This window comes from Deferribacter autotrophicus (assembly GCF_008362905.1).
GTDB lineage: Bacteria > Chrysiogenota > Deferribacteres > Deferribacterales > Deferribacteraceae > Deferribacter > Deferribacter autotrophicus.
This window is the reverse complement of sequence record NZ_VFJB01000004.1, coordinates 115,859-137,145: the sequence shown is the minus strand read 5'-3', so window position 1 is coordinate 137,145 and position 21,287 is coordinate 115,859. Positions and strand designations below refer to the sequence as shown.

The 21,287-nt window shown below is 33.5% G+C and carries 34 protein-coding genes; 33 read left to right on the top strand and 1 reads right to left on the bottom strand.

All coding sequences use genetic code 11. The annotated features are described in order from the left end of the window. The first annotated feature begins 1 nt into the window (after position 1). Genes rplE through FHQ18_RS04605 form a run of 20 tightly spaced genes read left to right on the top strand, consistent with a single transcriptional unit; the run spans position 2 to position 10,693 of the window. Positions 2-541, top strand: coding sequence for a 50S ribosomal protein L5 (gene rplE, locus FHQ18_RS04700; RefSeq protein ID WP_149266017.1), 540 nt, complete (start codon positions 2-4; stop codon positions 539-541). Between the two features lie 15 nt (positions 542-556). Then, positions 557-742 carry a type Z 30S ribosomal protein S14 gene (locus FHQ18_RS04695; RefSeq protein WP_149266016.1) on the top strand — a complete coding sequence of 62 codons (186 nt, stop codon included), beginning with the start codon at positions 557-559 and terminating at the stop codon, positions 740-742. A gap of 35 nt (positions 743-777) precedes the next feature. Then, complete coding sequence (rpsH, locus tag FHQ18_RS04690; RefSeq protein WP_149266015.1) at positions 778-1,176, top strand: 30S ribosomal protein S8; 399 nt, start codon at positions 778-780, stop codon at positions 1,174-1,176. Between the two features lie 9 nt (positions 1,177-1,185). Beyond that, positions 1,186-1,722 (top strand): 50S ribosomal protein L6, encoded by a 537-nt coding sequence (gene rplF / locus FHQ18_RS04685; protein WP_149266014.1) that lies wholly within the window; start codon positions 1,186-1,188, stop codon positions 1,720-1,722. A gap of 11 nt (positions 1,723-1,733) precedes the next feature. Beyond that, on the top strand, positions 1,734-2,099 hold the full coding sequence (rplR, locus tag FHQ18_RS04680; RefSeq protein ID WP_149266013.1) for a 50S ribosomal protein L18: 366 nt from the start codon (positions 1,734-1,736) through the stop codon (positions 2,097-2,099). An 18-nt stretch (positions 2,100-2,117) separates the two neighbouring features. After that, a complete protein-coding gene (gene rpsE, locus FHQ18_RS04675) occupies positions 2,118-2,603 on the top strand; it encodes a 30S ribosomal protein S5 (RefSeq protein ID WP_149266012.1) in 486 nt (161 codons plus the stop codon). Positions 2,604-2,615: 12 nt separating this feature from the next. Then, complete coding sequence (rplO, locus tag FHQ18_RS04670; RefSeq protein WP_149266011.1) at positions 2,616-3,065, top strand: 50S ribosomal protein L15; 450 nt, start codon at positions 2,616-2,618, stop codon at positions 3,063-3,065. Positions 3,066-3,068: 3 nt separating this feature from the next. Next, positions 3,069-4,382: a preprotein translocase subunit SecY gene (secY, locus tag FHQ18_RS04665; protein ID WP_149266010.1), complete on the top strand. Its 1,314-nt coding sequence runs from the start codon at positions 3,069-3,071 to the stop codon at positions 4,380-4,382. Then, positions 4,379-5,026: an adenylate kinase gene (locus FHQ18_RS04660; RefSeq protein WP_149266009.1), complete on the top strand. Its 648-nt coding sequence runs from the start codon at positions 4,379-4,381 to the stop codon at positions 5,024-5,026. Before secY ends, FHQ18_RS04660 begins: the two co-directional genes overlap by 4 nt. Further along, complete coding sequence (gene map, locus FHQ18_RS04655; protein WP_149266008.1) at positions 5,026-5,769, top strand: type I methionyl aminopeptidase; 744 nt, start codon at positions 5,026-5,028, stop codon at positions 5,767-5,769. The genes FHQ18_RS04660 and map overlap by 1 nt, the downstream gene beginning before the upstream one ends. A gap of 10 nt (positions 5,770-5,779) precedes the next feature. Continuing rightward, entirely contained in the window at positions 5,780-6,001 is a 222-nt protein-coding gene (gene infA / locus FHQ18_RS04650; RefSeq protein ID WP_149266007.1) for a translation initiation factor IF-1, read from the top strand. Between the two features lie 9 nt (positions 6,002-6,010). Then, positions 6,011-6,124, top strand: coding sequence for a 50S ribosomal protein L36 (rpmJ, locus tag FHQ18_RS04645; protein WP_149266006.1), 114 nt, complete (start codon positions 6,011-6,013; stop codon positions 6,122-6,124). 11 nt (positions 6,125-6,135) lie between these two features. Then, positions 6,136-6,504 (top strand): 30S ribosomal protein S13, encoded by a 369-nt coding sequence (gene rpsM / locus FHQ18_RS04640; protein WP_149266005.1) that lies wholly within the window; start codon positions 6,136-6,138, stop codon positions 6,502-6,504. Between the two features lie 20 nt (positions 6,505-6,524). Then, positions 6,525-6,905 carry a 30S ribosomal protein S11 gene (gene rpsK, locus FHQ18_RS04635; RefSeq protein ID WP_149266004.1) on the top strand — a complete coding sequence of 127 codons (381 nt, stop codon included), beginning with the start codon at positions 6,525-6,527 and terminating at the stop codon, positions 6,903-6,905. A gap of 12 nt (positions 6,906-6,917) precedes the next feature. Further along, the gene (gene rpsD / locus FHQ18_RS04630) at positions 6,918-7,544 is read left to right on the top strand and encodes a 30S ribosomal protein S4 (RefSeq protein WP_149266003.1); all 627 of its coding nucleotides are present in this window, start codon (positions 6,918-6,920) and stop codon (positions 7,542-7,544) included. Positions 7,545-7,563: 19 nt separating this feature from the next. Next, the gene (locus tag FHQ18_RS04625) at positions 7,564-8,580 is read left to right on the top strand and encodes a DNA-directed RNA polymerase subunit alpha (protein ID WP_149266002.1); all 1,017 of its coding nucleotides are present in this window, start codon (positions 7,564-7,566) and stop codon (positions 8,578-8,580) included. Next, the gene (gene rplQ / locus FHQ18_RS04620; RefSeq protein WP_149266001.1) at positions 8,570-8,986 is read left to right on the top strand and encodes a 50S ribosomal protein L17; all 417 of its coding nucleotides are present in this window, start codon (positions 8,570-8,572) and stop codon (positions 8,984-8,986) included. Before FHQ18_RS04625 ends, rplQ begins: the two co-directional genes overlap by 11 nt. 6 nt (positions 8,987-8,992) lie before the next feature. Next, positions 8,993-9,574, top strand: a complete 582-nt coding sequence (locus FHQ18_RS04615) for an ATP-binding cassette domain-containing protein (protein ID WP_149266000.1) — start codon at positions 8,993-8,995, stop codon at positions 9,572-9,574. After that, the gene (locus FHQ18_RS04610) at positions 9,571-10,167 is read left to right on the top strand and encodes an ATP-binding cassette domain-containing protein (RefSeq protein ID WP_149265999.1); all 597 of its coding nucleotides are present in this window, start codon (positions 9,571-9,573) and stop codon (positions 10,165-10,167) included. The genes FHQ18_RS04615 and FHQ18_RS04610 overlap by 4 nt, the downstream gene beginning before the upstream one ends. Next, positions 10,139-10,693, top strand: a complete 555-nt coding sequence (locus tag FHQ18_RS04605) for a class II aldolase/adducin family protein (protein WP_149265998.1) — start codon at positions 10,139-10,141, stop codon at positions 10,691-10,693. Before FHQ18_RS04610 ends, FHQ18_RS04605 begins: the two co-directional genes overlap by 29 nt. Before the next feature lie 13 nt (positions 10,694-10,706). Here the strand turns inward: FHQ18_RS04605 and FHQ18_RS04600 are convergent, their stop codons facing one another. Further along, complete coding sequence (locus tag FHQ18_RS04600; protein ID WP_149265355.1) at positions 10,707-11,894, bottom strand: IS110 family RNA-guided transposase; 1,188 nt, start codon at positions 11,892-11,894, stop codon at positions 10,707-10,709. A 301-nt stretch (positions 11,895-12,195) separates the two neighbouring features. Here FHQ18_RS04600 and FHQ18_RS04595 point away from each other — a divergent pair, with 301 nt between their 5' ends. From FHQ18_RS04595 to hisI, 13 genes are all read left to right on the top strand, one after another. Then, complete coding sequence (locus FHQ18_RS04595) at positions 12,196-12,960, top strand: sugar phosphate isomerase/epimerase family protein (protein WP_149265997.1); 765 nt, start codon at positions 12,196-12,198, stop codon at positions 12,958-12,960. Continuing rightward, a complete protein-coding gene (gene hemL / locus FHQ18_RS04590; protein WP_149265996.1) occupies positions 12,947-14,218 on the top strand; it encodes a glutamate-1-semialdehyde 2,1-aminomutase in 1,272 nt (423 codons plus the stop codon). The genes FHQ18_RS04595 and hemL overlap by 14 nt, the downstream gene beginning before the upstream one ends. A gap of 3 nt (positions 14,219-14,221) precedes the next feature. Further along, a complete protein-coding gene (locus tag FHQ18_RS04585; RefSeq protein WP_149265995.1) occupies positions 14,222-14,551 on the top strand; it encodes a P-II family nitrogen regulator in 330 nt (109 codons plus the stop codon). Between the two features lie 2 nt (positions 14,552-14,553). Then, entirely contained in the window at positions 14,554-14,781 is a 228-nt protein-coding gene (locus tag FHQ18_RS04580; RefSeq protein ID WP_149265994.1) for an AtpZ/AtpI family protein, read from the top strand. After that, a complete protein-coding gene (locus FHQ18_RS04575) occupies positions 14,771-15,130 on the top strand; it encodes an ATP synthase subunit I (RefSeq protein WP_188020341.1) in 360 nt (119 codons plus the stop codon). Before FHQ18_RS04580 ends, FHQ18_RS04575 begins: the two co-directional genes overlap by 11 nt. Beyond that, entirely contained in the window at positions 15,114-15,785 is a 672-nt protein-coding gene (atpB, locus tag FHQ18_RS04570) for a F0F1 ATP synthase subunit A (protein ID WP_149265992.1), read from the top strand. Before FHQ18_RS04575 ends, atpB begins: the two co-directional genes overlap by 17 nt. Before the next feature lie 22 nt (positions 15,786-15,807). Beyond that, on the top strand, positions 15,808-16,131 hold the full coding sequence (atpE, locus tag FHQ18_RS04565) for an ATP synthase F0 subunit C (protein ID WP_223144585.1): 324 nt from the start codon (positions 15,808-15,810) through the stop codon (positions 16,129-16,131). Between the two features lie 45 nt (positions 16,132-16,176). Next, positions 16,177-17,700, top strand: a complete 1,524-nt coding sequence (locus FHQ18_RS04560; RefSeq protein ID WP_149265991.1) for a cytochrome c3 family protein — start codon at positions 16,177-16,179, stop codon at positions 17,698-17,700. Between the two features lie 42 nt (positions 17,701-17,742). Beyond that, a complete protein-coding gene (locus FHQ18_RS04555) occupies positions 17,743-18,411 on the top strand; it encodes a rhomboid family intramembrane serine protease (RefSeq protein WP_149265990.1) in 669 nt (222 codons plus the stop codon). Between the two features lies 1 nt (position 18,412). Then, entirely contained in the window at positions 18,413-18,637 is a 225-nt protein-coding gene (locus FHQ18_RS04550; RefSeq protein WP_149265989.1) for a HypC/HybG/HupF family hydrogenase formation chaperone, read from the top strand. Then, entirely contained in the window at positions 18,624-19,709 is a 1,086-nt protein-coding gene (gene hypD, locus FHQ18_RS04545; RefSeq protein WP_149265988.1) for a hydrogenase formation protein HypD, read from the top strand. The genes FHQ18_RS04550 and hypD overlap by 14 nt, the downstream gene beginning before the upstream one ends. Positions 19,710-19,715: 6 nt before the next feature. Next, complete coding sequence (gene hypE / locus FHQ18_RS04540) at positions 19,716-20,699, top strand: hydrogenase expression/formation protein HypE (protein ID WP_149265987.1); 984 nt, start codon at positions 19,716-19,718, stop codon at positions 20,697-20,699. A 246-nt stretch (positions 20,700-20,945) separates the two neighbouring features. Then, positions 20,946-21,287 carry a phosphoribosyl-AMP cyclohydrolase gene (hisI, locus tag FHQ18_RS04535; RefSeq protein ID WP_149265986.1) on the top strand — a complete coding sequence of 114 codons (342 nt, stop codon included), beginning with the start codon at positions 20,946-20,948 and terminating at the stop codon, positions 21,285-21,287.

Genomic DNA, 21,287 nt, shown 5'->3' with positions numbered 1-21,287 from the left:
AATGAGTGTTTTACTGGAAAAATATAAAAAAGAAGTTATCCCATATTTAATGGAAAAATTTGGGTACAAAAATGTTATGCAGGTACCCAAAATTGAAAAAGTTGTTTTGAATATGGGAGTTGGTGAGGCTATTAGCAATCCAAAAGTGCTTGAGAATGCTGTTAATGATATGATGCTGATTGCTGGGCAAAAACCAGTGGTGACAAGAGCTAGGAAATCAATTGCTGGTTTTAAATTAAGAGAAGGGATGCCTATTGGTTGTAAAGTGACATTGAGAGGTGTAAGAGCCTACGAATTTTTGTATAGGCTATTTAACATCGCATTGGCAAGGGTTCGTGACTTTAGAGGAGTAAATCCAAACTCCTTTGATGGTAGAGGTAATTATGCAATGGGAATTAAAGAACAGATTGTATTCCCTGAAATAGACTACGATAAGATAGATAAAATCCGTGGATTTGATATTATTATTACTACTACTGCCGAGACAGATGAAGAAGCTAGAGAGCTTCTTAAGGCCTTAGGCATGCCATTTGCAGAATAACCAGGAGGAAAAAGGGTGGCTACTAAAGCAAAATATTATAGTGCATTTAAAAAGAAAAAATTTAAAGTAAGAGAATATAACAGATGTCCAATTTGTGGTAGGCCAAGAGCTTTTATTAGAAGATTTAATATGTGCAGGGTCTGCTTCAGAAAATTAGCTTCTGAAGGCTTGATCCCTGGTGTTAGAAAAGCTAGTTGGTAACACAATAGGATATCGATTACAAAAGGAGAGAGAGTATGGTAATGACTGATCCTATTTCTGATATGCTTGCAAGAATCAGAAATGCAACAATGGTAAAAAAACAAGAAGTTGCTATTCCTTATTCAAAACTTAAGGAAGCAATTGCTGAAATTATGAAAGAAGAAGGGTATATTAAAAATTACAGAATTCTTAATGAAGGTGTAAAGAAGAGTTTATTATTATACCTCAAGTATGATGCTGCTGGTGAATCTGTTATTAGAGGATTGAAAAGAATTAGTACACCTGGTAGAAGGGTGTATGTAAAATCAAAAAACTTAAAGCCAGTGTTGGGTGGTCTTGGCACAGGTATAGTTTCTACTTCCCGTGGAATTAAAACTGTTAAACAATGTATTAAGGAAAAAATTGGCGGCGAATATATTTGCCAAATATGGTAGGAGAGGGAAATGTCGAGAATAGGAAAAAAACCAATTAGCATACCAAGTGGTGTAAATGTTAAGGTTGAAAACAATAAAATAATTGTTGAAGGTCCTAAAGGGAAGTTAGAAAGAGAATTACATCCAAAAATAAGCGTTGAAATTACTGATAAAGAAATTCTTGTGAAAAGACATGATGATAATAAAGAATCAAGAGCTTTCCATGGCCTTTACAGAAGCCTCATAAATAATATGGTTGAAGGGGTTTCTAAAGGCTTTGAAAAGAGGTTAGAGATTGTAGGTATTGGTTATAGGGCTGCATTGAAAGGTAAAGCATTGGATTTATCATTAGGTTTTTCACACCCAGTTGTGGTTGAACCACCTGAGGGTATAGAGTTTGTTGTTGAAAATCCTCAGAAGATAGTTGTAAAGGGGATTGATAAACAGCTAGTAGGTCAGGTGGCAGCAAATATTAGAAAAATTAGAAAGCCTGAGCCATATAAAGGAAAAGGGATTAGATACGAAGGTGAACACATTTTAAGAAAAGCTGGTAAATCCGCTAAATAAGGGGTGGTAAAGTGGCAAAGTTAAGTAGAAGTGAAGCTAGATTAAAAAGACATAAAAGGATTAGAAAAAAAGTTTTTGGGACTGTTGAAAGACCAAGACTATGCGTGTTTAAAAGCAATAGGTATATATATGCGCAAATAATTGATGACGTAAATGGTAATACACTTGTAGCTGCAAGCTCTCTTGAACCTGAGATGAGAGATAAGTTTAATGGTAGAGTTAATCTTGAGTCTGCTAAAGCTGTGGGTAAAATTATAGCTGAGAGAGCTTTAGAGAAAGGTATCAAGAAAGTTGTTTTTGATAGAGGCGGCTACATTTATCATGGTAGAGTAAAAGCTCTTGCAGATGCAGCAAGAGAAGCAGGGCTTGAATTCTAATAGGAGGAAGAGCTAAATATGAGCGAAAAACAATTAGTAGATAAAGTAGTACATATAGGTAGGGTAACTAAGGTCGTTAAAGGTGGTAGAATTTTTAGATTTACTGCTACTGTAATTGTAGGAGATTATAACGGCCGTGTAGGAATTGGACATGCAAAAGCTAGAGAAGTGCCTGATGCTATAAGAAAGGCACTTGAAGCTGCGAAAAAGAATATTGTTGAAGTACCAGTTGTTAAAGGTACTATACCTCATGAAGTATTAGGAAAGTATGGTGCGTCTGAGATAATTATGAAACCAGCTGCTCCTGGTACTGGTATAATTGCAGGTGGTGTAACTCGTTCACTCTTTGAGCTAGCTGGTGTTCAGAATATTCTTGCAAAGTCTATTAGAAGCCGTAATCCACTTAATATGCTTTATGCTGTTATGGATGGATTTAAAAAGATGAGGACATTGGAAGAAGTTGCTCAGTTAAGAGGAAAAACAATTAAAGAAATAATTAGCTAAGGGGTGATATAAATGGAACTTCATGATTTAAGGCCAGCTAAAGGTGCAAAAAAAGATAAAAAAAGAGTTGGTAGAGGTACCGGTAGTGGCTTAGGAACCACTGCTGGAAAAGGTACAAAAGGTCAAAAGGCAAGATCTGGTGGTGGTGTAAGACCAGGTTTTGAAGGTGGTCAAATGCCACTTTACAGAAGATTGCCAAAAAGAGGATTTTCTAATAAGAAATTTGCTAAAGAGTTTGAGATTGTTAACTTGGAACAGATAAATGCGAAGTTTAATGATGGCGAAGTTGTCAATATTGAATCTTTAGTAGCTAAAAGATTGGTTAAAGGGAATAAGGACGGAGTAAAGGTCCTTGGTAACGGTGAAATAACAAAAAAATTGGTGTTTGAAGTTGATAAAATATCTAATTCCGCAATTGAAAAAATAAAAAATGCTGGTGGGGAAATCAAAAATCTGGGGTAATAAATGAAAAAAATAGAAGAAATCTTTTCGATTCCTGATTTACGAAAAAGGGTATTATTTACCCTTTTTTTATTGATTGTTTATAGAATTGGTACTCACATACCCACTCCTGGGATTAATGCAGATGCACTAGCTCAGTTTTTTGCAAGACAAACTGGGACTCTATTAGGTTTCTTTGATATGTTTACAGGAGGGGCGTTAAAAAGACTGACTGTTTTTGGCCTTGGAATTATGCCTTATATCTCTGCAGCGATTATTTTGGAATTGTTAACAGTAGTATCACCTGGTTTAGCTGAATTAAAAAAACAGGGGACTCAAGGTAGGGAAAAGATAACAAAGTATACAAGATATGGTACAGTACTTATTAGTGCAATTCAGGGGTTGGGAATTGCTATTGGATTAGAAGCTATGAGCGCTCCTGACGGTAGTAGTGTTGTTCTGTTTCCTGGTTGGGGATTTAGATTAACTACGATGATTACTCTTACCACAGGTACAGTGTTTCTTATGTGGCTGGGTGAAAAAATTACAGAAAAAGGGATTGGTAACGGTATATCTTTAATCATTTTTGCTGGTATAATTGCGAGATTTCCCGCCGCTGTAATTAATACAATAAGACTTTTACAGACAGGTGAACTGCAGCTTATTACGCTAATAATAGTGTTAGCAATAATAATTGTTGTAACAGCAGCTGTAATTTTTATGGAAATTTCATATAGAAGAATTCCTATTCAATATGTAAGGCGTGGTACATATGCTGGTATGAGAAGCAGTGTAACAAGCTCTTATTTACCTATCAGGTTAAATCCAGCAGGTGTTATACCAATAATTTTTGCTGCATCTATAGTTGCATTTCCAAGTACACTGTCAAGCTTTGCAAAAAATCCTATACTTGCTAAAATTGGTTATTATTTTTCTCCTAGCTCAATATTTTATTATCTATTCTATGTTGCGTTAATAATATTTTTCACATACTTTTATACATCGATCATTTTTAACCCAGATGATATAGCTGATAATATTGAAAAAAGTCATGGTGTAATTCCAGGTAAACGTCCAGGTAAGCCTACTGCAGAGTTTATCGATTATGTTCTTTCAAGGCTTACATTTGTAGGTGCTATATATTTAGCAATTGTTGCTGTTTTACCACAGCTTATCATCAGGAATTTTAATATGCCATTTTATTTTGGTGGCACAAGTTTACTTATTGTGATAGGTGTTGGGTTAGATGTAATGCAGAAGATTGAATCACATTTAATTTCTCATAATTATGACGGATTTATAAAGAGTGGGAAAATCAAAGGGAGAGGTTACGTATGATTAATATTGTATTTTTAGGTCCTCCTGGAGCTGGTAAAGGAACTCAATCAGCAAAATTAGTTGAAGAATATGGAATCGTTCAGATTTCTACAGGCGATATATTAAGAAAAGCAGTAAAATCGGGAAGTGAACTTGGTAAACTTGCAAAAAAATACATGGATGAAGGTAAATTAGTACCTGATGATGTAATTATTGGTATTGTGAAGGCAAGATTACAGCAGGATGATTGTAAAAATGGTTTCATTTTAGATGGTTTTCCAAGAACAATACCTCAGGCAGAAGCATTAGATAATATGCTTAAGAATGAATTAAATATTGAGTTAACTCATATTATTAGTCTAAATGTGCCTGATGAGCTTATAATGGAGAGATTGACAGGGAGAAGAAGTTGTTCTAAGTGTGGTGCAGCGTATCATATTAAGTATAACCCACCTAAGAAAGAAGGTATTTGTGATGCATGTGGTGGTGAGTTGGTTCAAAGAGATGATGATAAAGAGGAGACTATTAATAAAAGATTAAAAGTTTATCATGAACAAACTGAACAATTGCAGGAATATTATAAAGATTCTGGTAAGTTCTTTGAAATTGATGGTGTTGGTGAGCAAGAAATAATATTTGAGAGAATAAAAGAGATAGTGAAATAATGGTAATATTAAAATCTAAAGCAGAGATTGAAAAGATTAGAAAAGCGTGCATAATTGTTAAAGAGGTTTTAGAAAAACTAGAAAGTATTGTAAAACCAGGCATTAAAACAAAAGATATTGACAAATTCGCAGAAGATATTATAAATAAGCGCTCTGCGATACCTTCTTTTAAAAATTACAGAGGGTATCCAGCTGCTACTTGTGTATCTGTAAATGAAGTGATTGTACATGGGATACCTTCTGATTATGTGTTGAAAGAAGGAGATATTGTTAGTGTAGATGTAGGTGTTTATAAAGATGGATTTCATGGCGATGCTGCAAGAACTTATATGGTTGGTAATGTATCAGATGAAGCAAAGATGCTAGTTGAAGTGACGAAAAATTCTTTCTTTGAAGGGATAAAAAAAGCTAAAATAGGTAATAGACTACTTGATATTTCACATTCTATACAATCCTATGTTGAAAAACATGGATTTAATGTAGTTAGGGATTTTTTCGGTCATGGTATAGGCAGGAATTTACATGAAGATCCAACAATACCAAATTTTGGAAAACCAAATCGTGGAGTTAAATTAAGGGCTGGCATGGTGTTAGCTATAGAACCTATGGTTGTAATAGGAAATTATGAAGTTGTAACCCTCGACGATGGCTGGACTGCCGTTACAAAGGATGGAAGTCTAGCAGCACATTATGAAAATACTATTGCCCTGACTGATAACGGGGTAGAAATTTTAACATTATGAAAGGCTGTGTATGAGTAAAAAAGGGGATGTTATCGAGGTAATGGGTACTGTTGTAGAGGCACTGCCTAATGCAATGTTTAAGGTTAAGCTAGAAAATGGTCATATTGTATTAGCTCATTTATCAGGTAAAATGAGGATGAATTATATTCGTATTTTACCAGGTGATAAGGTTACTATTGAGCTATCAGTTTATGATTTAACAAGAGGAAGAATAATTTATAGACATAAGTAGGAGTGCAGTATGAAGGTTAGAGCAAGTGTTAAACCAATTTGTAATAAGTGTAAAGTAATAAAAAGAAAAGGGATAGTAAGAATAATTTGCGAAAATCCTAGGCATAAGCAAAGACAAGGATAAGGAGGAATTTGGTGGCAAGAATAGCTGGTGTGGATATTCCTAACAACAAAAAGGTGGAGATTGGGCTCACTTATATTTTTGGTATAGGTAGAAGTACAGCAAAGAAGATAATTGATGAAACAGGCGTTGATGCAAATAAGAGGATAGGTGAGCTTACTGAGCAGGAGATTTCTGTTATTAGACAGTATATCGATTCAAACCTCAAAGTGGAAGGTGAACTGAGAAAAGAAGTAGGTTTGAACATTAAAAGGTTAATGGAGATTAATTGTTATAGAGGCTACAGGCATAAAAACAATATGCCATGTCGTGGCCAAAAAACGAGAAGTAATGCAAGGACTAGACGCGGACTTGCAGGAAAACGTGGTATTAAGAGAAAATAATATAGGTTTTTGGAGGAGAAATGGCAAAGCCAAGGAAAAAGAAAGAAAAAAGAAATATTCCTAAAGGAATTGCGCACATAAAGTCAACTTTTAATAATACTATAATTACATTTACTGATGTTAATGGTAATGTAATTTGTTGGGATTCAAGTGGTACTGCAGGATTTAAAAATGCTAGGAAATCAACTCCTTATGCAGCACAACTTGCTGCTGAAAGCGCTGCAAAAAAAGCTATTGAAAATGGTATCAGGGAAGTTGAAGTAAATGTAAAAGGTCCTGGTGCTGGTAGAGAAAGTGCAATAAGAGCAATACAGGCTGCGGGTATTAAGATTGCAGTTATTAGGGATGTTACTCCTATCCCGCATAATGGTTGTCGTCCAAGGAAGAAAAGAAGAGTATAATGGAGGTTAAAATTGGCTAGATATACAGGTCCTGTCTGCAAGCTATGTAGACGTGAAGGAATGAAATTATACCTTAAAGGTGAAAGATGTTTTAAAGATAAGTGTGCTTTTGAGAAAAAAGGTTATCCTCCAGGTCAACATGGTCAGGTTAGAAAGAAAATTTCAGATTATGGATTGCAGTTGAGGGAAAAACAAAAAGTAAAAAGAATATACGGTGTACTTGAAAAGCAGTTTAGAAGATATTTTGAGAAAGCATCACGTATGCAGGGAATTACTGGTGAAAATCTTTTACAATTACTAGAAAGAAGGTTGGATAATATAGTTTATAGAGCTGGTTTTGCAAGAAGTCGTAAAGAAGCAAGACAGCTTGTTAGACATAATCATTTCTTGGTAAATGGTAAAAAAGTAAATATACCTTCTTATCTTTGCAAACCTGGTGATGTTATAGAAGTTAAAGAAAAAAGTAGAGATATAGCTGCTATTAAAGAATCTGTTGAAACTGCTGAAGGTAGAGGCTTACCTGAGTGGATTAGCCTTGACAAAGCAAACTTTAAAGCAACAATTAACAGGTTGCCTGTAAGATCAGATATAAGTTATGAAGTACAGGAGCACTTGATAGTAGAGTTGTACTCTAAGTAAGATAACTGGAGGAAACCTAATGGTTTTAATGGATTTTAGAAAAGTAATGAAGCCTAAGAAAATTGAGCCTGTGGGGGAAGTTACTGACAGGTATGCTAAGTATGTAATTGAACCTTATGAAAGAGGGTTTGGTATTACAATTGGTAATGCTTTGCGTAGGGTGCTTCTATCTACAATTGAAGGTACAGCTGTTGTTGGAGTAAAAATTGATGGTGTTTATCATGAATATGACACTATTAATGGTGTATTAGAGGATGTAGTTGATATAATTTTGAATATAAAGCAACTTGAATTGAATCTTTTAGAGCACACCACTAAGCGTGTTTATATTCATAAAAAGGGTGAAGGTGAAATTAAGGCAAAGGATATTCAGAGTGATGGTAGTGTTGTTGTTTTGAATCCAGAACAACATATTGCTACTATAACAAACCCTGAAACTGAAATATACATGGAATTGTACGTTGAGCGTGGTATTGGATATGTTCCATCAGAAGAGATAAAAAACAAATTTGATGATGTAAATGTAATTCCTGTGGATGCAATATATTCACCAATTAAAAAAGTGAATTATATTGTAGAGAATGCAAGGGTTGGGCAAAGTACTGATTATGATAAACTCATATTTGAACTTGAGACTGATGGTTCAATTAAGCCAGTTGATGCAATAGCTTTTGCTGCTAAGATTATAAAAGATCAAATGGAATTCTTTATTAATTTTGATGAACCGGTATATGAAGAAGTGGAAGAAGAAGAGAAGGAAGATAACACATATATTTTAGAACTTCTTGATAAGAGTATTGAGGAGTTGGAGCTTTCTGTTAGAGCATATAACTGCCTTAAGAATGCAAATATTAAAACTCTTGCTGATCTCTGTGAAAAAACAGATGCTGAACTATTAAAAACAAAGAACTTCGGTCGTAGGTCACTGGAAGAGATTAAAAAAGTGCTTGCAGAATTAGGTCTCAGCCTCGGTATGGATTTAGAGGCTGTGGGATATGTGAAAAAAGAAGTAGAGGGAGAAGAAAATGCGTCATAGAAAAGCAGGAAAAAAGCTAGGGCGTCCTACTGCACATAGAGTTGCAATGCTTAGAAATATGACAATATCACTTGTTAATAATGGTAGAATTGAAACTACCTTAACTAGAGCTAAAGCATTAAGAGGTTTTGTAGAACCATTAATAACTTTGGGTAAAAGAGGTGATTTAGCCGCAAGAAGATTGGCTTTGCGCAAATTACCAAATAAGGATGCTGTACATAAAATATTTGATGAAATAGCTCCTATTTTTAAAAACAGGCCAGGTGGATATACTAGAATTATCAAAACCGGTTTTAGAAAAGGGGATAACGCAAGATTAGCAATTATTGAATTTGTAGATAAACCTGGTGAAGCACCAGTAGCTAAAGAAACTAGCGAAACAGAAAAGACTGAAGATCAAGGATAAAAGAGGGTGAAAAGCCCTCTTTTTTTATTTCTAAATAATCTAACTTTTTCCTACAAAAACAAAAGAATTTTTTCTAATTTTAATTTCCAGGCTGAATTTGATAATATTCTATTAGTTAAAGGGGATGTTGGTAGTGGTAAAAGTACTTTATTAAAATTAATCTACGGATATTATCAACCTGAATCTGGAAAAGTATCTTTAAGTTGTGAAAATAACAAAACAATTCTAAAAAAATATTTTATCCACTCCAATTCATCCTTCAATTTTGTTACTGGATTTATTAAAGATGAAATGAATCTTTTGGGCGTAGTTGATGTGCAAATGAATTTGGATTTGGATTTATCAAAGCATATCAGCGAATATTCTGGTGGTGAGTTAAAAAAGATAGCTGTAAACATGGCATTAGCGTTGGATTCTAATGTAATTATAATGGATGAGCCTTTTGAAATGCTTGATGATAATGAAGTTATAAAAGTGAAAGATGCTATTTTGGATGCAGTGAGTAAATATTCCGATAAATTTTTTATAATTGCAACTCATGAAGATTTGTTGGATGAATATGCGGATGAAATTTTGTATTTGAAATGAAATATATGCTTGAAATCAATAATCTTATAAAAAAAATAAATGGCAAAAAAATATTGGATATAGATAACATATTTATAGAAAAGAATAAAATAATTGCTGTTTACGGATTGAACGGGTCTGGTAAGACGACATTCTTTAATATAGTTGCTGGTGTTGATGAAAATTTTATCGGAAGTTATAATTTGCATTGTGAAAAACTGGGGTATATAGTTCAGTTTGTAGAAAATATTGTTTGTAAAAGAAATATTTTTTCAGAAATCAACTCTATTGTTAAAAATATTAGTATAACGGAAGAAATTTTGCAGAAATTAGGAATTTATGAAAGAAAAGATGATTCTCCATTTAATTTGAGTGATGGGGAAAAGAGGGTTATGTTTATTAAATCTGTTTTGGCTGTTTCCGAATGTATTTTGGCTGATGAACCTTTTGCAAATCTCGATAAAAAAAGTAAGGAAATGATAAAAAAATCTTTTAAAGAATCAAAAGAAAATGGTAAAACAATTATTTATAGTGCAAATAGAATTCATGATACTAAAATTGCAGATATAGTGTTGGAGTTGAAGAATGGAAAACTTAAAAAAAGAGATAATTAAATTCGGGAAAAAAGTGGTGGGGGAAGGGTTGTGTACATCATTTTTTGGAAACATATCCGTTAGAACTAATAATAAAATCCTTATTACCGCAACAGGGACAATGCTTGACGAACTCGATGATAGTAAAATAATAGTTTGTGATTTGAATGAAGATAAATGTGAGAATGCATCATCGGAATTAATTGTTCATAAAAATATTTATTTGAAAAATGATAATATTAAAGCCATATTGCATACACACTCTTTCTATTCTGTATTGATGGCATCGCTTGAGGAAGAGTTGTCTTTTGATGAATATGAATTTGGTGAAATTATAGGAGAAATTAAAATTGTTGAGGGAAAAAGTGGTAGCATGAAATTGGCAGAAAATATAGGCAAGGTAGTTACATCTACTAATATAGTTGTTGTGAGAAACCATGGTGTATTTGGTTGGGGAAATAATTTGGCGGAATGTTTTATTCGGGTTTCAGCTCTGGAATTTTATTCTAAAATGAAATTTTATAAGAAATTAATTAGTCAACTATAAATATTAAAAATTATTAAGATAATTTAGGCATATGAAAAACCTCTTTTTTTGTAAGCATGGCATAAAGTACACGCACAAGTTTGTTACACAATGCAATCATAGCTTTTCTATGAGGCATACCTTCCTCCTTCTTTTTCAAATAATACGCTCTAAAATACTCATTAAACTTCATAACACCACTTGCCATAAGATAAAGAATACGCCTAAGGGACCGGGATCCTTTTTTACTTATTCTGCCGTTACTATACATACTTCCGGATTGTTTAATAGCAGGATCTATCCCGGCATAGGCAGCAAGTTTACCTTTGTTGGCAAATCTGTTTATATCTTTAATTTCTGCAAGAAAATGGGCAGCGGTAATATCATTAATTCCTTTGATAGAAGTAATAATCTCCATATCATCTTTTTTGGAAGATTTTATTTTATCAATAAATTCCTTCGTAATATTATCAAGTCGGCTATTAAGAAATATGAGCATTTCAACATCTTCTTTGATGACAGTAGCCCAGATATCAGAGGAAATACCAATGGAGGATTTAGCAAGGGATATGAGCTTCTGAGGGGTAATATTTGACTTATGTGCAAACTTCAATTCATCAAGAATCTTTTGAATATCATCTTCATTAGCATTCCTGATGATTTCAGCTGTAGGCATATGTTTAAGGATATGCAAAATGGATTGAGTAAATACATTGGCATTTGCCACAAGTTCAGGAAATACTACAGTAAGATGCTGTTTAAGCTGAGTCTTAACTCTTGCAATCTGCTGAGTAATATGTTCTCTCATCCTGGCAAGTGCGATAATATCATTGGACTCAGGAAGAGCAAAATAATTGAAATGTTCAATATTCTTAGCTATAAATTTAGCAATGATAACAGCATCAATTTTATCGGTTTTGGTTTTTCTGAGAGTAACGGATTGGGCAAATTTTTTGATGAGAGCTGGATTAATAAGACAGACATCTTTCTTTTTGGATACAAGGGATGCTAAGAGGTTAATGTGATAGCTGCCAGTAGATTCAAGAGCAATGATAGAGGAGTCATACTTTTTAATCAAGTCATAGAAGCTGTTAAAACCATCAATGTCCATTTGAAATTCAGCTTCTTTGAGAAGTTCAAGCTTATTGTTAATAATAGCGCAATTAAACTTATCTTTGGAAACATCAACACCTATAAAGAAAGCAAATTTGTCATTTTTCATGTCAAACCTCACTTAAAATATTTTAGTCCCGAATCCAAACTCCCGTTTGACAGTGGCTTGATAGCCAAATCAACCAATAGGGACTTTCGGGACGGGGGACAGACTAAATATGAAGCTTTTAAGCTTATTCCCACTGTAGTCCTCTGTCCCATTCTTAATTCATTACATAATATAATTTTCTTATACAACAAAAAAACGTAGGAGTTCTCACTGAAAAAGTGAGAACTAATTATTAAATAAATAATTTTTATAGGGATATTGAAATAAATCAATTATTATAAATTAGTTGCCACTTTTTTAAGTGGCAACTAAGTGGGGTATTAAATTGTATTTAGCTAGAATACCTTTTAAAGTAATTGAGAAATATACAAGGTATATTCTGGAAAATGATGTAAATGTTGAGCTAACACTTGAATTTGATGATATTGATAAAGAAATTAATGTGAAAAATTTAAAAAAGAATATAAAGACGGTACATTTACCGTTTTTTGATATTCATTTAGGTAGTAAAAACAGATATGTCAGGGATCTATCATTTCAAATTTTGCTTAAAAGTATTGAAGCAGTAAAATATTTGGAAGTAGAAAATGTTGTAATGCATCATAACTATATTCCATATCATTATGCTTTCATGGAAGATGAATTTGTTGATAGGTTTTGTGGAGAGCTATTAAATATTTTGAAAGAGACGAACCCTAGTTTTACCATTTCACTGGAAAATGTTTTTGAAGAAACCCCTGAAGTGATTTATAAGATTTTGAAAAATATGGATGATAAGAGGGTGGGGATTTGCTTTGATTTTGGGCATTTTAATCTTTTTTCAAAGGTTTCTGTGGAATATTGGGTAGAAAAGTTGAAAGATTATATTTATGAATATCATATTCATAACAATTTTGGTGTTAGGGATGATCATAATAGTGTGGATAAGGGAAGCTTTGATTTTAAAAAGGTTTTCAAACTTTTTGTTCCTAAGTTTTTAGTGTTTGAAAATAATAATATTGATGATTTTGAAAGGTCTGTTAAAATAGTTAAAAAAGTAGTGGAGGAGAGTTATGAATATTTTTGAGGAATCCAAAAAATTTATTCCGGGTGGGGTTAATTCACCTGTTAGAGCATTTGGTTCTGTAGGTGGTGAACCGGTTATTATAAAGAAAGGTGAGGGTTCGAAAATTTATGATATAGATGGTAAAGAATATATTGATTATGTTTGTTCCTGGGGACCTTTAATATTAGGTCACAGTGATTATAGGGTTGTAAAAAAGTTAAAGGAAGTGATTGAGAATGGTACAAGTTTTGGTGCGCCTACGGAGCTGGAATTAGAGCTGGCTAAATTGGTGGTAGATTATGTTCCATCTATAGAGATGGTGAGGATGGTAAATTCAGGTACTGAAGCTGTTATGAGTGCAATCAGACTTGCGAGGGCATATACAAATAGGAAAAAAATCATCAAATTTGAAGGGTGCTATCATGGCCACTCTGATAGTTTGCTTGTGAAAGCAGGTAGTGGAGCATTGACGTTTAACCAGCCGAGCAGTCCTGGTGTCCCTGAGGAATTTGCAAAATTAACATTGATTGCCGATTACAACGATATTGAGTCAGTAAAAAAACTTTTTATGGAAAACAAAGGTGAAATTGCATGCGTTATTATTGAACCGGTTGCAGGTAACATGGGGGTTGTGTTACCAAAAGATGGATTTTTGAAAGAGTTGGAGGAATTGTGTAAAAATGAAGGAGCTCTTTTGATTTTTGATGAAATTATTACAGGTTTTAGATTGTCAAAAGGTGGAGCGCAAGAGTATTTCGGAATTAATCCGGATTTAACCACTCTTGGTAAGATAATTGGAGGCGGGTTACCTGTTGGTGCATACGGTGGTAAAAAAGAGATTATGGAGATGGTTTCACCCGTTGGACCAGTTTATCAAGCAGGAACTCTTAGTGGAAATCCTTTGGCAATGGCTGCTGGAATTGAGACATTAAAGATTTTAGGGGAGCCAGGTTTTTATGATAATTTAAGGGCAAAAGCAAACAAACTTTGGGAAGGCTTTGGCGAAAATTTAAAAAGATTAAATTTAAAGTTTGCTTTCAACAGCATAGAGTCAATGGCATGTATGTTTTTTAAAGATGGTCAGGTTGAATCGTTTAAGGATGCTGTGCAATCTGATACAAAACTCTTTGCAGAATTTTTCCATAAGATGTTAGATAAAGGGGTAAATTTAGCACCCAGTCAATTCGAAGCGATGTTTGTTTCTATGGCGCATAGTGATGAAGATTTAGAGAAGACTATTAAGATACATTTTGAAACTTTGAAAGAAATGTTTGGTTAACTGATGAAACTTGTTTTTATAGTGATAAATAAAACTGAATTATTAGAAGAGGTCCTTGAATATATGGTAGAAGCTGGTATAACAGGGGGAACCGTATTTGATTCTGTGGGAATGGGAAAAATTCTTGTATACGATATTCCCATTTTTGCAGCATTTAAAGAATTGATGATAGGGAGTAAAGCTTCTAATAAAACAATAATAACTTCTGTAGAAGATGATCGATTAGATGAGTTTATAGAAGGTCTTGACAAAATTTTGCATTTTGATGAACCTGGCACCGGGGTTTTGTTTGCAATAGATATTTATAAAAGTAAAGGATTGCCGAAGGATTAAAAATGAAATTAAATAAGAAAATGAGAAGTTTGTTGAATGCAAGTTCCATTGGGATTTCGGTTGTGGCAGCCATTTTAATTGGAACTGCAATGGGAGTATACCTTGATAAAGTTTTTAATACAAAACCTTATTTAACTATGGTGTTTATGGTTTTGGGGATAATTGCCGGTTTTAAAAATATTATTTATTTTATAAAAAGAACCGACCTTTACGATGAAAATGGAGATTAAAGTTTTAATAATTTCGTTGATTTTTTTTGTAATTTTGTATACTGTATGCAGACTACTGATTGATAATGGATTTGTAAAAAACTTTACGTTTGGTTATCTCACTACTGTATTAAATTTTGTGCTTATGAGTAGGAAGTTGAGAAAAGTGTTTAGTGGGGATTTTAATAGTTATAGTTTGTTTGGATATGTTTTTAGGTTAAGTTTTATATTGTTGCTGTATGTTATATGGTTTCAAAATCAAAAGGTAAATATATGGGGATTGTTGGTGGGTATCTCTCTTATTCCCCTTACAATTCCCCTTGTAGTAATTATTGATGAGAGGAGGAAAACGGATGGAACATCCACTTAATATCTTTTCATTTTTACCGCATGAAATTCAGGCAAAGTATATTCATGTGTTAATGACATTTATAGTGGTGTTGATAACCTTTGTTATTGGTTCAATTGCCAGTAAAATGAGAAGTGAGATTCCTTCAAAAGGGCAAAACATTTTTGAGTTGCTTGTTTCAGGGATCTACAATATGGCCATTGATATCATGGGTGAAGAAGGGAAACCATATATCCCATTAATATTTGCTATAGGCCTTTATGTGTTTTTTTCAAATGTTTTGGGGCTTATCCCTGGCTTTCTTTCTCCAACATCTAATTTAAACTCTACGGTTGCACCCGCAATTATTGTATTTTTAGTTTACAATTTTATCGGATTTAAAAAGCATGGCCTTGGCTATATTAAACATTTTATGGGGCCTATGCTTGCGTTGGCACCATTGATGCTTATAATTGAATTAATTGGGCATTTATCAAGGCCATTGTCTTTATCTATGAGGCTTTTTGGTAACATCTTTGGAGAAGATTTAGTTATAGCGATTTTATTTGTATTGGTGCCTTATCTGGTTCCATTGCCAATGTTTTTTATGGGAGTTTTTACAAGTGCATTGCAGACTTATGTATTTATGATGTTATCAATGATTTATATTAGTGGTGCTCTTGAAGAAGCACACTAAAACAATAAAAAGGAGGAAGTGCATGAAGACACTCAAAGTACTTTTTAACACTGCTTTAATTATGGGGCTTTTTGCTCTTAGTGCATTTGCATCAGAAGGTGCAGCTGCAGGTGGTAATTATAAGTGGGCTATTTACCTTGCTGCAGGTCTTGGTATCGGTATTGCAGCTTTTGGTACCGGTCTTGGGCAGGGTAGAGCTGTTGGAAGCGCAGTTGAAGGTATTTCAAGAAACCCAAGTGCTTCTGGTAAAATTATGACATCTATGATCGTCGGTCTTGCGATGATCGAATCTCTTGCTATTTACGCATTGGTTATCTGTTTGATCCTATTATTCGTTGTTAAGTAATATAATTTAAGAGGGGCAATGCCCCTCTTATTTTGGAGGACTGTTATGTGGGAGAAACTAAAGAGTTTTATCAGAAAAGATCCAGTTGTCTTTGTAATTATTATTACTGTTATTATTATCGGTTTTGTCTTTGCGAATGTTAAGGTTTTACATTATACATCTGAGTCAGAATTTTGTGGTAAATGCCATCCAGAGCAGAAGGTTGGACCTTTGGGGGAGTATTACACATGGTCTAAAAATATACATTCAACTGCTGAAGTTGAATGTATTGATTGTCATGGGGAGCCAGGATTTATCGGTTATATGAAAGCAAAAATTGGTGGCTTAAAAGATGTTTATGGTGAAATGATTTTATCTGATGAACATAAATTAGAAGTATTAGCTGAAGGAGCATCAAATAAAAAGAAAGCTGCTGAGTTGGTTCCAAATGAGACATGCATGTTCTGTCACACTGATTCAATTAACGCTAAGATTAGAAAAGAACGTGTAATGAGTGTAGGTGTGAAATTTAGAAAAATTGATAATGTGGTAAATCCTAGGTTTAGAGAATCCTTCGGCAGACCTGATATATTAACTGAGGATACAAGGGTAGGTGTTACCCCTAATCATAAAAAACATATCGATGCTGGTTTAAATTGTGTAGATTGTCACTTGGGCGTTGCTCACGGTGGGGATTTCCATAATTTACCAAAAATGGAAACATGCTTTGAATGCCATTATAAAGTGAAAAAAGAGAATAAAACTGCTAAGGTTCCTGATAATATGGACTGTGTTGCATGCCATACAATGCAGGATAAAATTCAAAAAGGCGTATTTGTTAAAGGATTGGAAGAAACACCATGGTATATGGCAGACTTAGACTGTACTGATTGTCACAAAGATCCATTTGTAAGACCAAACACAGATACCTGTACTTCTTGTCATGATGAAAGCTATGGAGAAATGCTTATAGATACACAGAAAGAGTTTCTTGAAAAGTTATCAAAATTGCAAAAAGTAAGAGACAAAATGTTTGATGAAAGGCTAGAAATGCCTGCAGGAAAGCGTAAGCTGTTTAATGAATTTCAATATTATGTAAGAATATTGGAAATGGATGGCTCTAAAGGGTTTCATAATCCAGAATATTTTGATCTAATTATTGAAAAGGCTAATGAATTAATTGAGAAAATCGAAAATTATGTTGAGTCTGAGGAAGTAGAAGTAACAGCACATGAGGCACCTGTAAAAGAAGTTGAAAAGACTGAATTACATGAGAATAAAGAAGAAGCTAGTAAAGAGCTTAAGGCTGATAATCCTGCAGAACTCGTTGAAATAGCTCCTGAGACAGTGAATATTGCAGAAAACCATGATATTGAGACTACTAAAAAGCCAGTTATTTTCCCTCATAAAAAGCACTATGAAATGTTTAAATGTCAAGAGTGCCATAGTAATCCAGAAGATGGCACGTTAAAAGTTGAGATTAAGGTGTTAAAAGGAACAAGTAATACATTCCATAAAGAGCTCTGTTTTCCATGCCACAAAGAATATAAAGTTAAAAAAGGAACAAGTTGTAATACGTGTCACAAATAAAAATTTAGCGGGCTGCCCGCCCGCTTTTTTTATGGAGTCTAAGTGTTTCCTTTAAAAGATTCGATCCCTTCAAGTAGAACTCCTATAATTAATTATTTGATTATTATTATTAGTGTACTTGTTTTTATTTATGAAAAGAATTTGGGAACTAAATTATCTCTTTTTTTTGTTAATTATGGTGTTGTACCTGTAAAATTATTTGCACCATTACATGATGTATCATTATGGGAAAAGATAATACCTTTTTTTACATCTATATTTATTCATGGAGGTTTTTTCCATTTATTATTTAATATGTATTTTTTATATGTTTTTGGTGATAATGTGGAAGATGAGTTTGGTCATGTGAAATATTTTTTATTCTACATTTTTTGTGGTTTAACTGCGGCAATTACTCAAGTTGTTATGTACCCTCAATCAAGTATACCAATGATTGGAGCAAGTGGTGCTATCGCTGGTGTTATGGGTTCATATTTTATTTTATTCCCTCAGGCAAAAGTTAAGACGTTGATTTTTATATTGTTTTTTATTACAGTAATAGATGTCCCAGCTGTTGTTTTTTTGGGATTATGGTTTTTTATTCAATTTTTAAATAGTATGGTTCAGAGTACACTTGATAGTGCTGGTGGAGTAGCTTGGTGGGCACATATTTCAGGATTTGTTACAGGGGTTATTATCTCTATAATATACAAGATTAGAAAGGGGTATTAATATGTGTTTGGGTTTACCTGGTAAAGTTATTGAAATTAAAGAGTTTTCGGCGATTGTAGATATTGCCGGAACAAAGAGAGAAGTTTCTACGATGATGTTAGCTGAAAATGTTGAAGTTGGTGATTATGTGATGGTTCATGTGGGATTTGCTATTGCAAAAATGGATCCTGAAGAAGCAGAAGAGACTTTGAAAACAATTATAGAGTATGCCGATGAAATTGATTGATAGTTTTAGGGATAAAGAAAAAGTTGATATTTTACTAAAGCAAATAGATAAACTTAACATAAAGGATAAGGAATATAGGTTTATGGAGGTGTGTGGAACACACACCATGTCCATTTCAAGATTTGGATTAAGAACATTACTTCCAGAGAATATACTTCTCATTTCAGGTCCAGGCTGTCCTGTATGTGTAACATCGCAGGGTGAAATAGATGCTATATTCGATTTGGTCAAAAACAATGATGTGATTATTGCAACTTACGGTGATTTACTTAAAGTGCCAGGAAGTAATGGTGAAAATTTATATATTCTTCGTAGTATGGGTTTTGATATAAGAGTTGTTTTTTCACCGTTGGACGTTATTGAAATTGCAAAGAATACGGATAAAGAAGTTGTATTTTTAAGTATAGGTTTTGAGACAACAACACCCCCTTCAGCAGGTTTAGTGAAGCAGTTAGTGAAAGAGAATATTAAAAATGTATCACTTTTTGTTATGAATAAAACGATGCCAAAGGTTTTAGATTTTATAGCAAATCAAGAAAACGTTATGGTTGATGGATTTTTGTGTCCTGGTCATGTTTCAGCTATTACTGGTGAAAGATTATACGAGCCATTAGTAAGAAGTGGTTTTGCGTGTGTAATTTCTGGATTTGAGCCAGTTGATGTTTTAATGAGTGTAAAATTACTCATGGAACAGGTGAATAAAGGAGAGTTCTGGGTAGAAAACAATTATGGTAGAGTGGTGAAGAGAAACGGTAATGAATTAGCAATGAAGTTAATGTATGAAGTTTTTGAGGATAGTGATGCTTATTGGAGAGGGATTGGTGTTATTGAGGGGAGCGGTTTAATGCTTAGAGCTAATTATAAAGATTTTGATGCAATGGAAAAATTTAATATTGAAGTTGATTATAGTAAATCCTTACCTGGGTGTAGATGCGGTGATGTTTTGTTGGGTAGAATAAAGCCTACGGATTGTTCACTTTTTGGTAATAGGTGTACTCCTGAGGATCCTTATGGCCCGTGTATGGTCTCAAGTGAAGGATCTTGTGCTGCATATTACAAATATGGAGGATGATTAACAGTGAGATTTATAAACAAAAGTGTCGGAAGTGGCGGTAAAGGAACTAACGATTTTATTAAAAACGTAATATTTGAGTACTTTGGAAATAGTTTCTTAGAAGAATTAAGAGACGGTGCTTTAATAAACTTAAAAAAAGAAAGTATAATAACTAGCACAGATTCGTTTACTGTGTTACCTGAATTTTTTCCAGGGGGCGATATTGGAAAACTGTCTATTTATGGGACATGTAATGATGTAGCAGTTAGTGGTGGAATACCAGAATATTTGACACTATCTCTTATTATCCCTGATGGATATGAAATGGAAAAGCTTTTGATGATTTTTGATTCAATGAAAAGAGCAATTGATGAAGTTGGAGTTAAAATAATATCAGGAGATACCAAAGTAATTGATGGAATAAGTTCTCTGATTGTAAATACAACAGGTTTTGGTGAACTTAAAAGTGATTTAAACTGTTATGATAGAATAAAAGTTGGTGACAAAGTTATTTTTTCTTCAGATATAGCAAGGCACTCGGTTGCTGTATTAATTGCGAGAAATGAACTGGGTTTTAGTAGTGATATAGAATCGGATTGTTGTAATTTATATGAGATTATAAGAAAACTAGATTATAGTAAGATCAAGTTTGTTAGAGATGCTACTAGAGGTGGTGTGGCTGCGGTATTGAATGAAATAGCTGATAAAAGTGGAAAAGGATTTTTGATTAAAGAGCAGAATATCCCTATTTTAGAAAGCGTGAATTATTTTTGTGAGATGTTAGGTTTTGATCCATTGCAGATGGCAAATGAGGGGGTTGCAGTAATTGTTGTAGATAGAGATTATGCAGATGAAGCCCTCGCAATAATTAAAGAATCTAAAAATGGTAAAAATGCAGCAATAGTGGGTGAAGTAACAGATAATACAAAGGTAGTACTGGAAACTAAAGTAGGAGGTAAAAGGTATATTGAAATACCTGCTGGTGAGCTTTTGCCTCGTATTTGTTAGTGTAGTAGCTTGCAGCTCGAAAAAATCTGACTTAATTGAGCAGAAATGTGGATTATGTCACAGTGCGAAAATTGTGTATAAGCCTAAAGGAATTAATAATTGGGAAAGAATAATATATGCAATGAAGAGGCGTGGGCTACAACTGGCACCTGCTGAAGAGAAAGAAATATTAAAAATTCTCAATAAAATTAAATAATTATATATAATTATTCTTGCTAAAGTTTAAAAGTATGTTAAAATTTTATTATGAATGCTCTAGAATCTGCAATATCTAAGATTGATTGGAAAAAAATGAATGGTTTAGTTCCTGTTATTGTACAGGATGTTAAAACAAATAATATTTTAATGCAGGCATATGTAAATCAGGAAGCTCTAAAATTAACAATCGAAACGGGGAAATGTCATTATTTCTCAAGAAGTAGAAAATCAATATGGCAAAAGGGGGAGACATCTGGTAATATACAATATATAAAAGAAATTTATGTAGATTGTGATGGAGATTGTATCTTATACAGAGTAGTCCAAAAAGGTGTTGCTTGCCATACAGGTGAGTATAGTTGTTTTTTTGAAAAGATATATGGGGATTAG

Bases quoted from the DNA above. Each gene is read 5' to 3' on its own strand.
- rpsE (WP_149266012.1), top strand. From the start codon at position 2,118: ATGAGCGAAAAACAATTAGTAGATAAAGTAGTACATATAGGTAGGGTA.
- FHQ18_RS04660 (WP_149266009.1), top strand. From the start codon at position 4,379: ATGATTAATATTGTATTTTTAGGTCCTCCTGGAGCTGGTAAAGGAACT.
- map (WP_149266008.1), top strand. From the start codon at position 5,026: ATGGTAATATTAAAATCTAAAGCAGAGATTGAAAAGATTAGAAAAGCG.
- rpsK (WP_149266004.1), top strand. From the start codon at position 6,525: ATGGCAAAGCCAAGGAAAAAGAAAGAAAAAAGAAATATTCCTAAAGGA.
- infA (WP_149266007.1), top strand. From the start codon at position 5,780: ATGAGTAAAAAAGGGGATGTTATCGAGGTAATGGGTACTGTTGTAGAG.
- FHQ18_RS04625 (WP_149266002.1), top strand. From the start codon at position 7,564: ATGGTTTTAATGGATTTTAGAAAAGTAATGAAGCCTAAGAAAATTGAG.
- FHQ18_RS04560 (WP_149265991.1), top strand. From the start codon at position 16,177: ATGTGGGAGAAACTAAAGAGTTTTATCAGAAAAGATCCAGTTGTCTTT.
- FHQ18_RS04580 (WP_149265994.1), top strand. From the start codon at position 14,554: ATGAAATTAAATAAGAAAATGAGAAGTTTGTTGAATGCAAGTTCCATT.
- atpB (WP_149265992.1), top strand. From the start codon at position 15,114: ATGGAACATCCACTTAATATCTTTTCATTTTTACCGCATGAAATTCAG.
- FHQ18_RS04550 (WP_149265989.1), top strand. From the start codon at position 18,413: ATGTGTTTGGGTTTACCTGGTAAAGTTATTGAAATTAAAGAGTTTTCG.
- FHQ18_RS04605 (WP_149265998.1), top strand. From the start codon at position 10,139: ATGGAAAACTTAAAAAAAGAGATAATTAAATTCGGGAAAAAAGTGGTG.
- FHQ18_RS04600 (WP_149265355.1), bottom strand. From the start codon at position 11,894: ATGAAAAATGACAAATTTGCTTTCTTTATAGGTGTTGATGTTTCCAAA.
- rplO (WP_149266011.1), top strand. From the start codon at position 2,616: ATGGAACTTCATGATTTAAGGCCAGCTAAAGGTGCAAAAAAAGATAAA.
- rplE (WP_149266017.1), top strand. From the start codon at position 2: ATGAGTGTTTTACTGGAAAAATATAAAAAAGAAGTTATCCCATATTTA.
- FHQ18_RS04610 (WP_149265999.1), top strand. From the start codon at position 9,571: ATGAAATATATGCTTGAAATCAATAATCTTATAAAAAAAATAAATGGC.
- hypD (WP_149265988.1), top strand. From the start codon at position 18,624: ATGAAATTGATTGATAGTTTTAGGGATAAAGAAAAAGTTGATATTTTA.
- rplF (WP_149266014.1), top strand. From the start codon at position 1,186: ATGTCGAGAATAGGAAAAAAACCAATTAGCATACCAAGTGGTGTAAAT.
- rplQ (WP_149266001.1), top strand. From the start codon at position 8,570: ATGCGTCATAGAAAAGCAGGAAAAAAGCTAGGGCGTCCTACTGCACAT.
- hemL (WP_149265996.1), top strand. From the start codon at position 12,947: ATGAATATTTTTGAGGAATCCAAAAAATTTATTCCGGGTGGGGTTAAT.
- atpE (WP_223144585.1), top strand. From the start codon at position 15,808: ATGAAGACACTCAAAGTACTTTTTAACACTGCTTTAATTATGGGGCTT.
- secY (WP_149266010.1), top strand. From the start codon at position 3,069: ATGAAAAAAATAGAAGAAATCTTTTCGATTCCTGATTTACGAAAAAGG.
- FHQ18_RS04575 (WP_188020341.1), top strand. From the start codon at position 14,771: ATGGAGATTAAAGTTTTAATAATTTCGTTGATTTTTTTTGTAATTTTG.
- FHQ18_RS04585 (WP_149265995.1), top strand. From the start codon at position 14,222: ATGAAACTTGTTTTTATAGTGATAAATAAAACTGAATTATTAGAAGAG.
- rpmJ (WP_149266006.1), top strand. From the start codon at position 6,011: ATGAAGGTTAGAGCAAGTGTTAAACCAATTTGTAATAAGTGTAAAGTA.
- rpsH (WP_149266015.1), top strand. From the start codon at position 778: ATGGTAATGACTGATCCTATTTCTGATATGCTTGCAAGAATCAGAAAT.
- hisI (WP_149265986.1), top strand. From the start codon at position 20,946: ATGAATGCTCTAGAATCTGCAATATCTAAGATTGATTGGAAAAAAATG.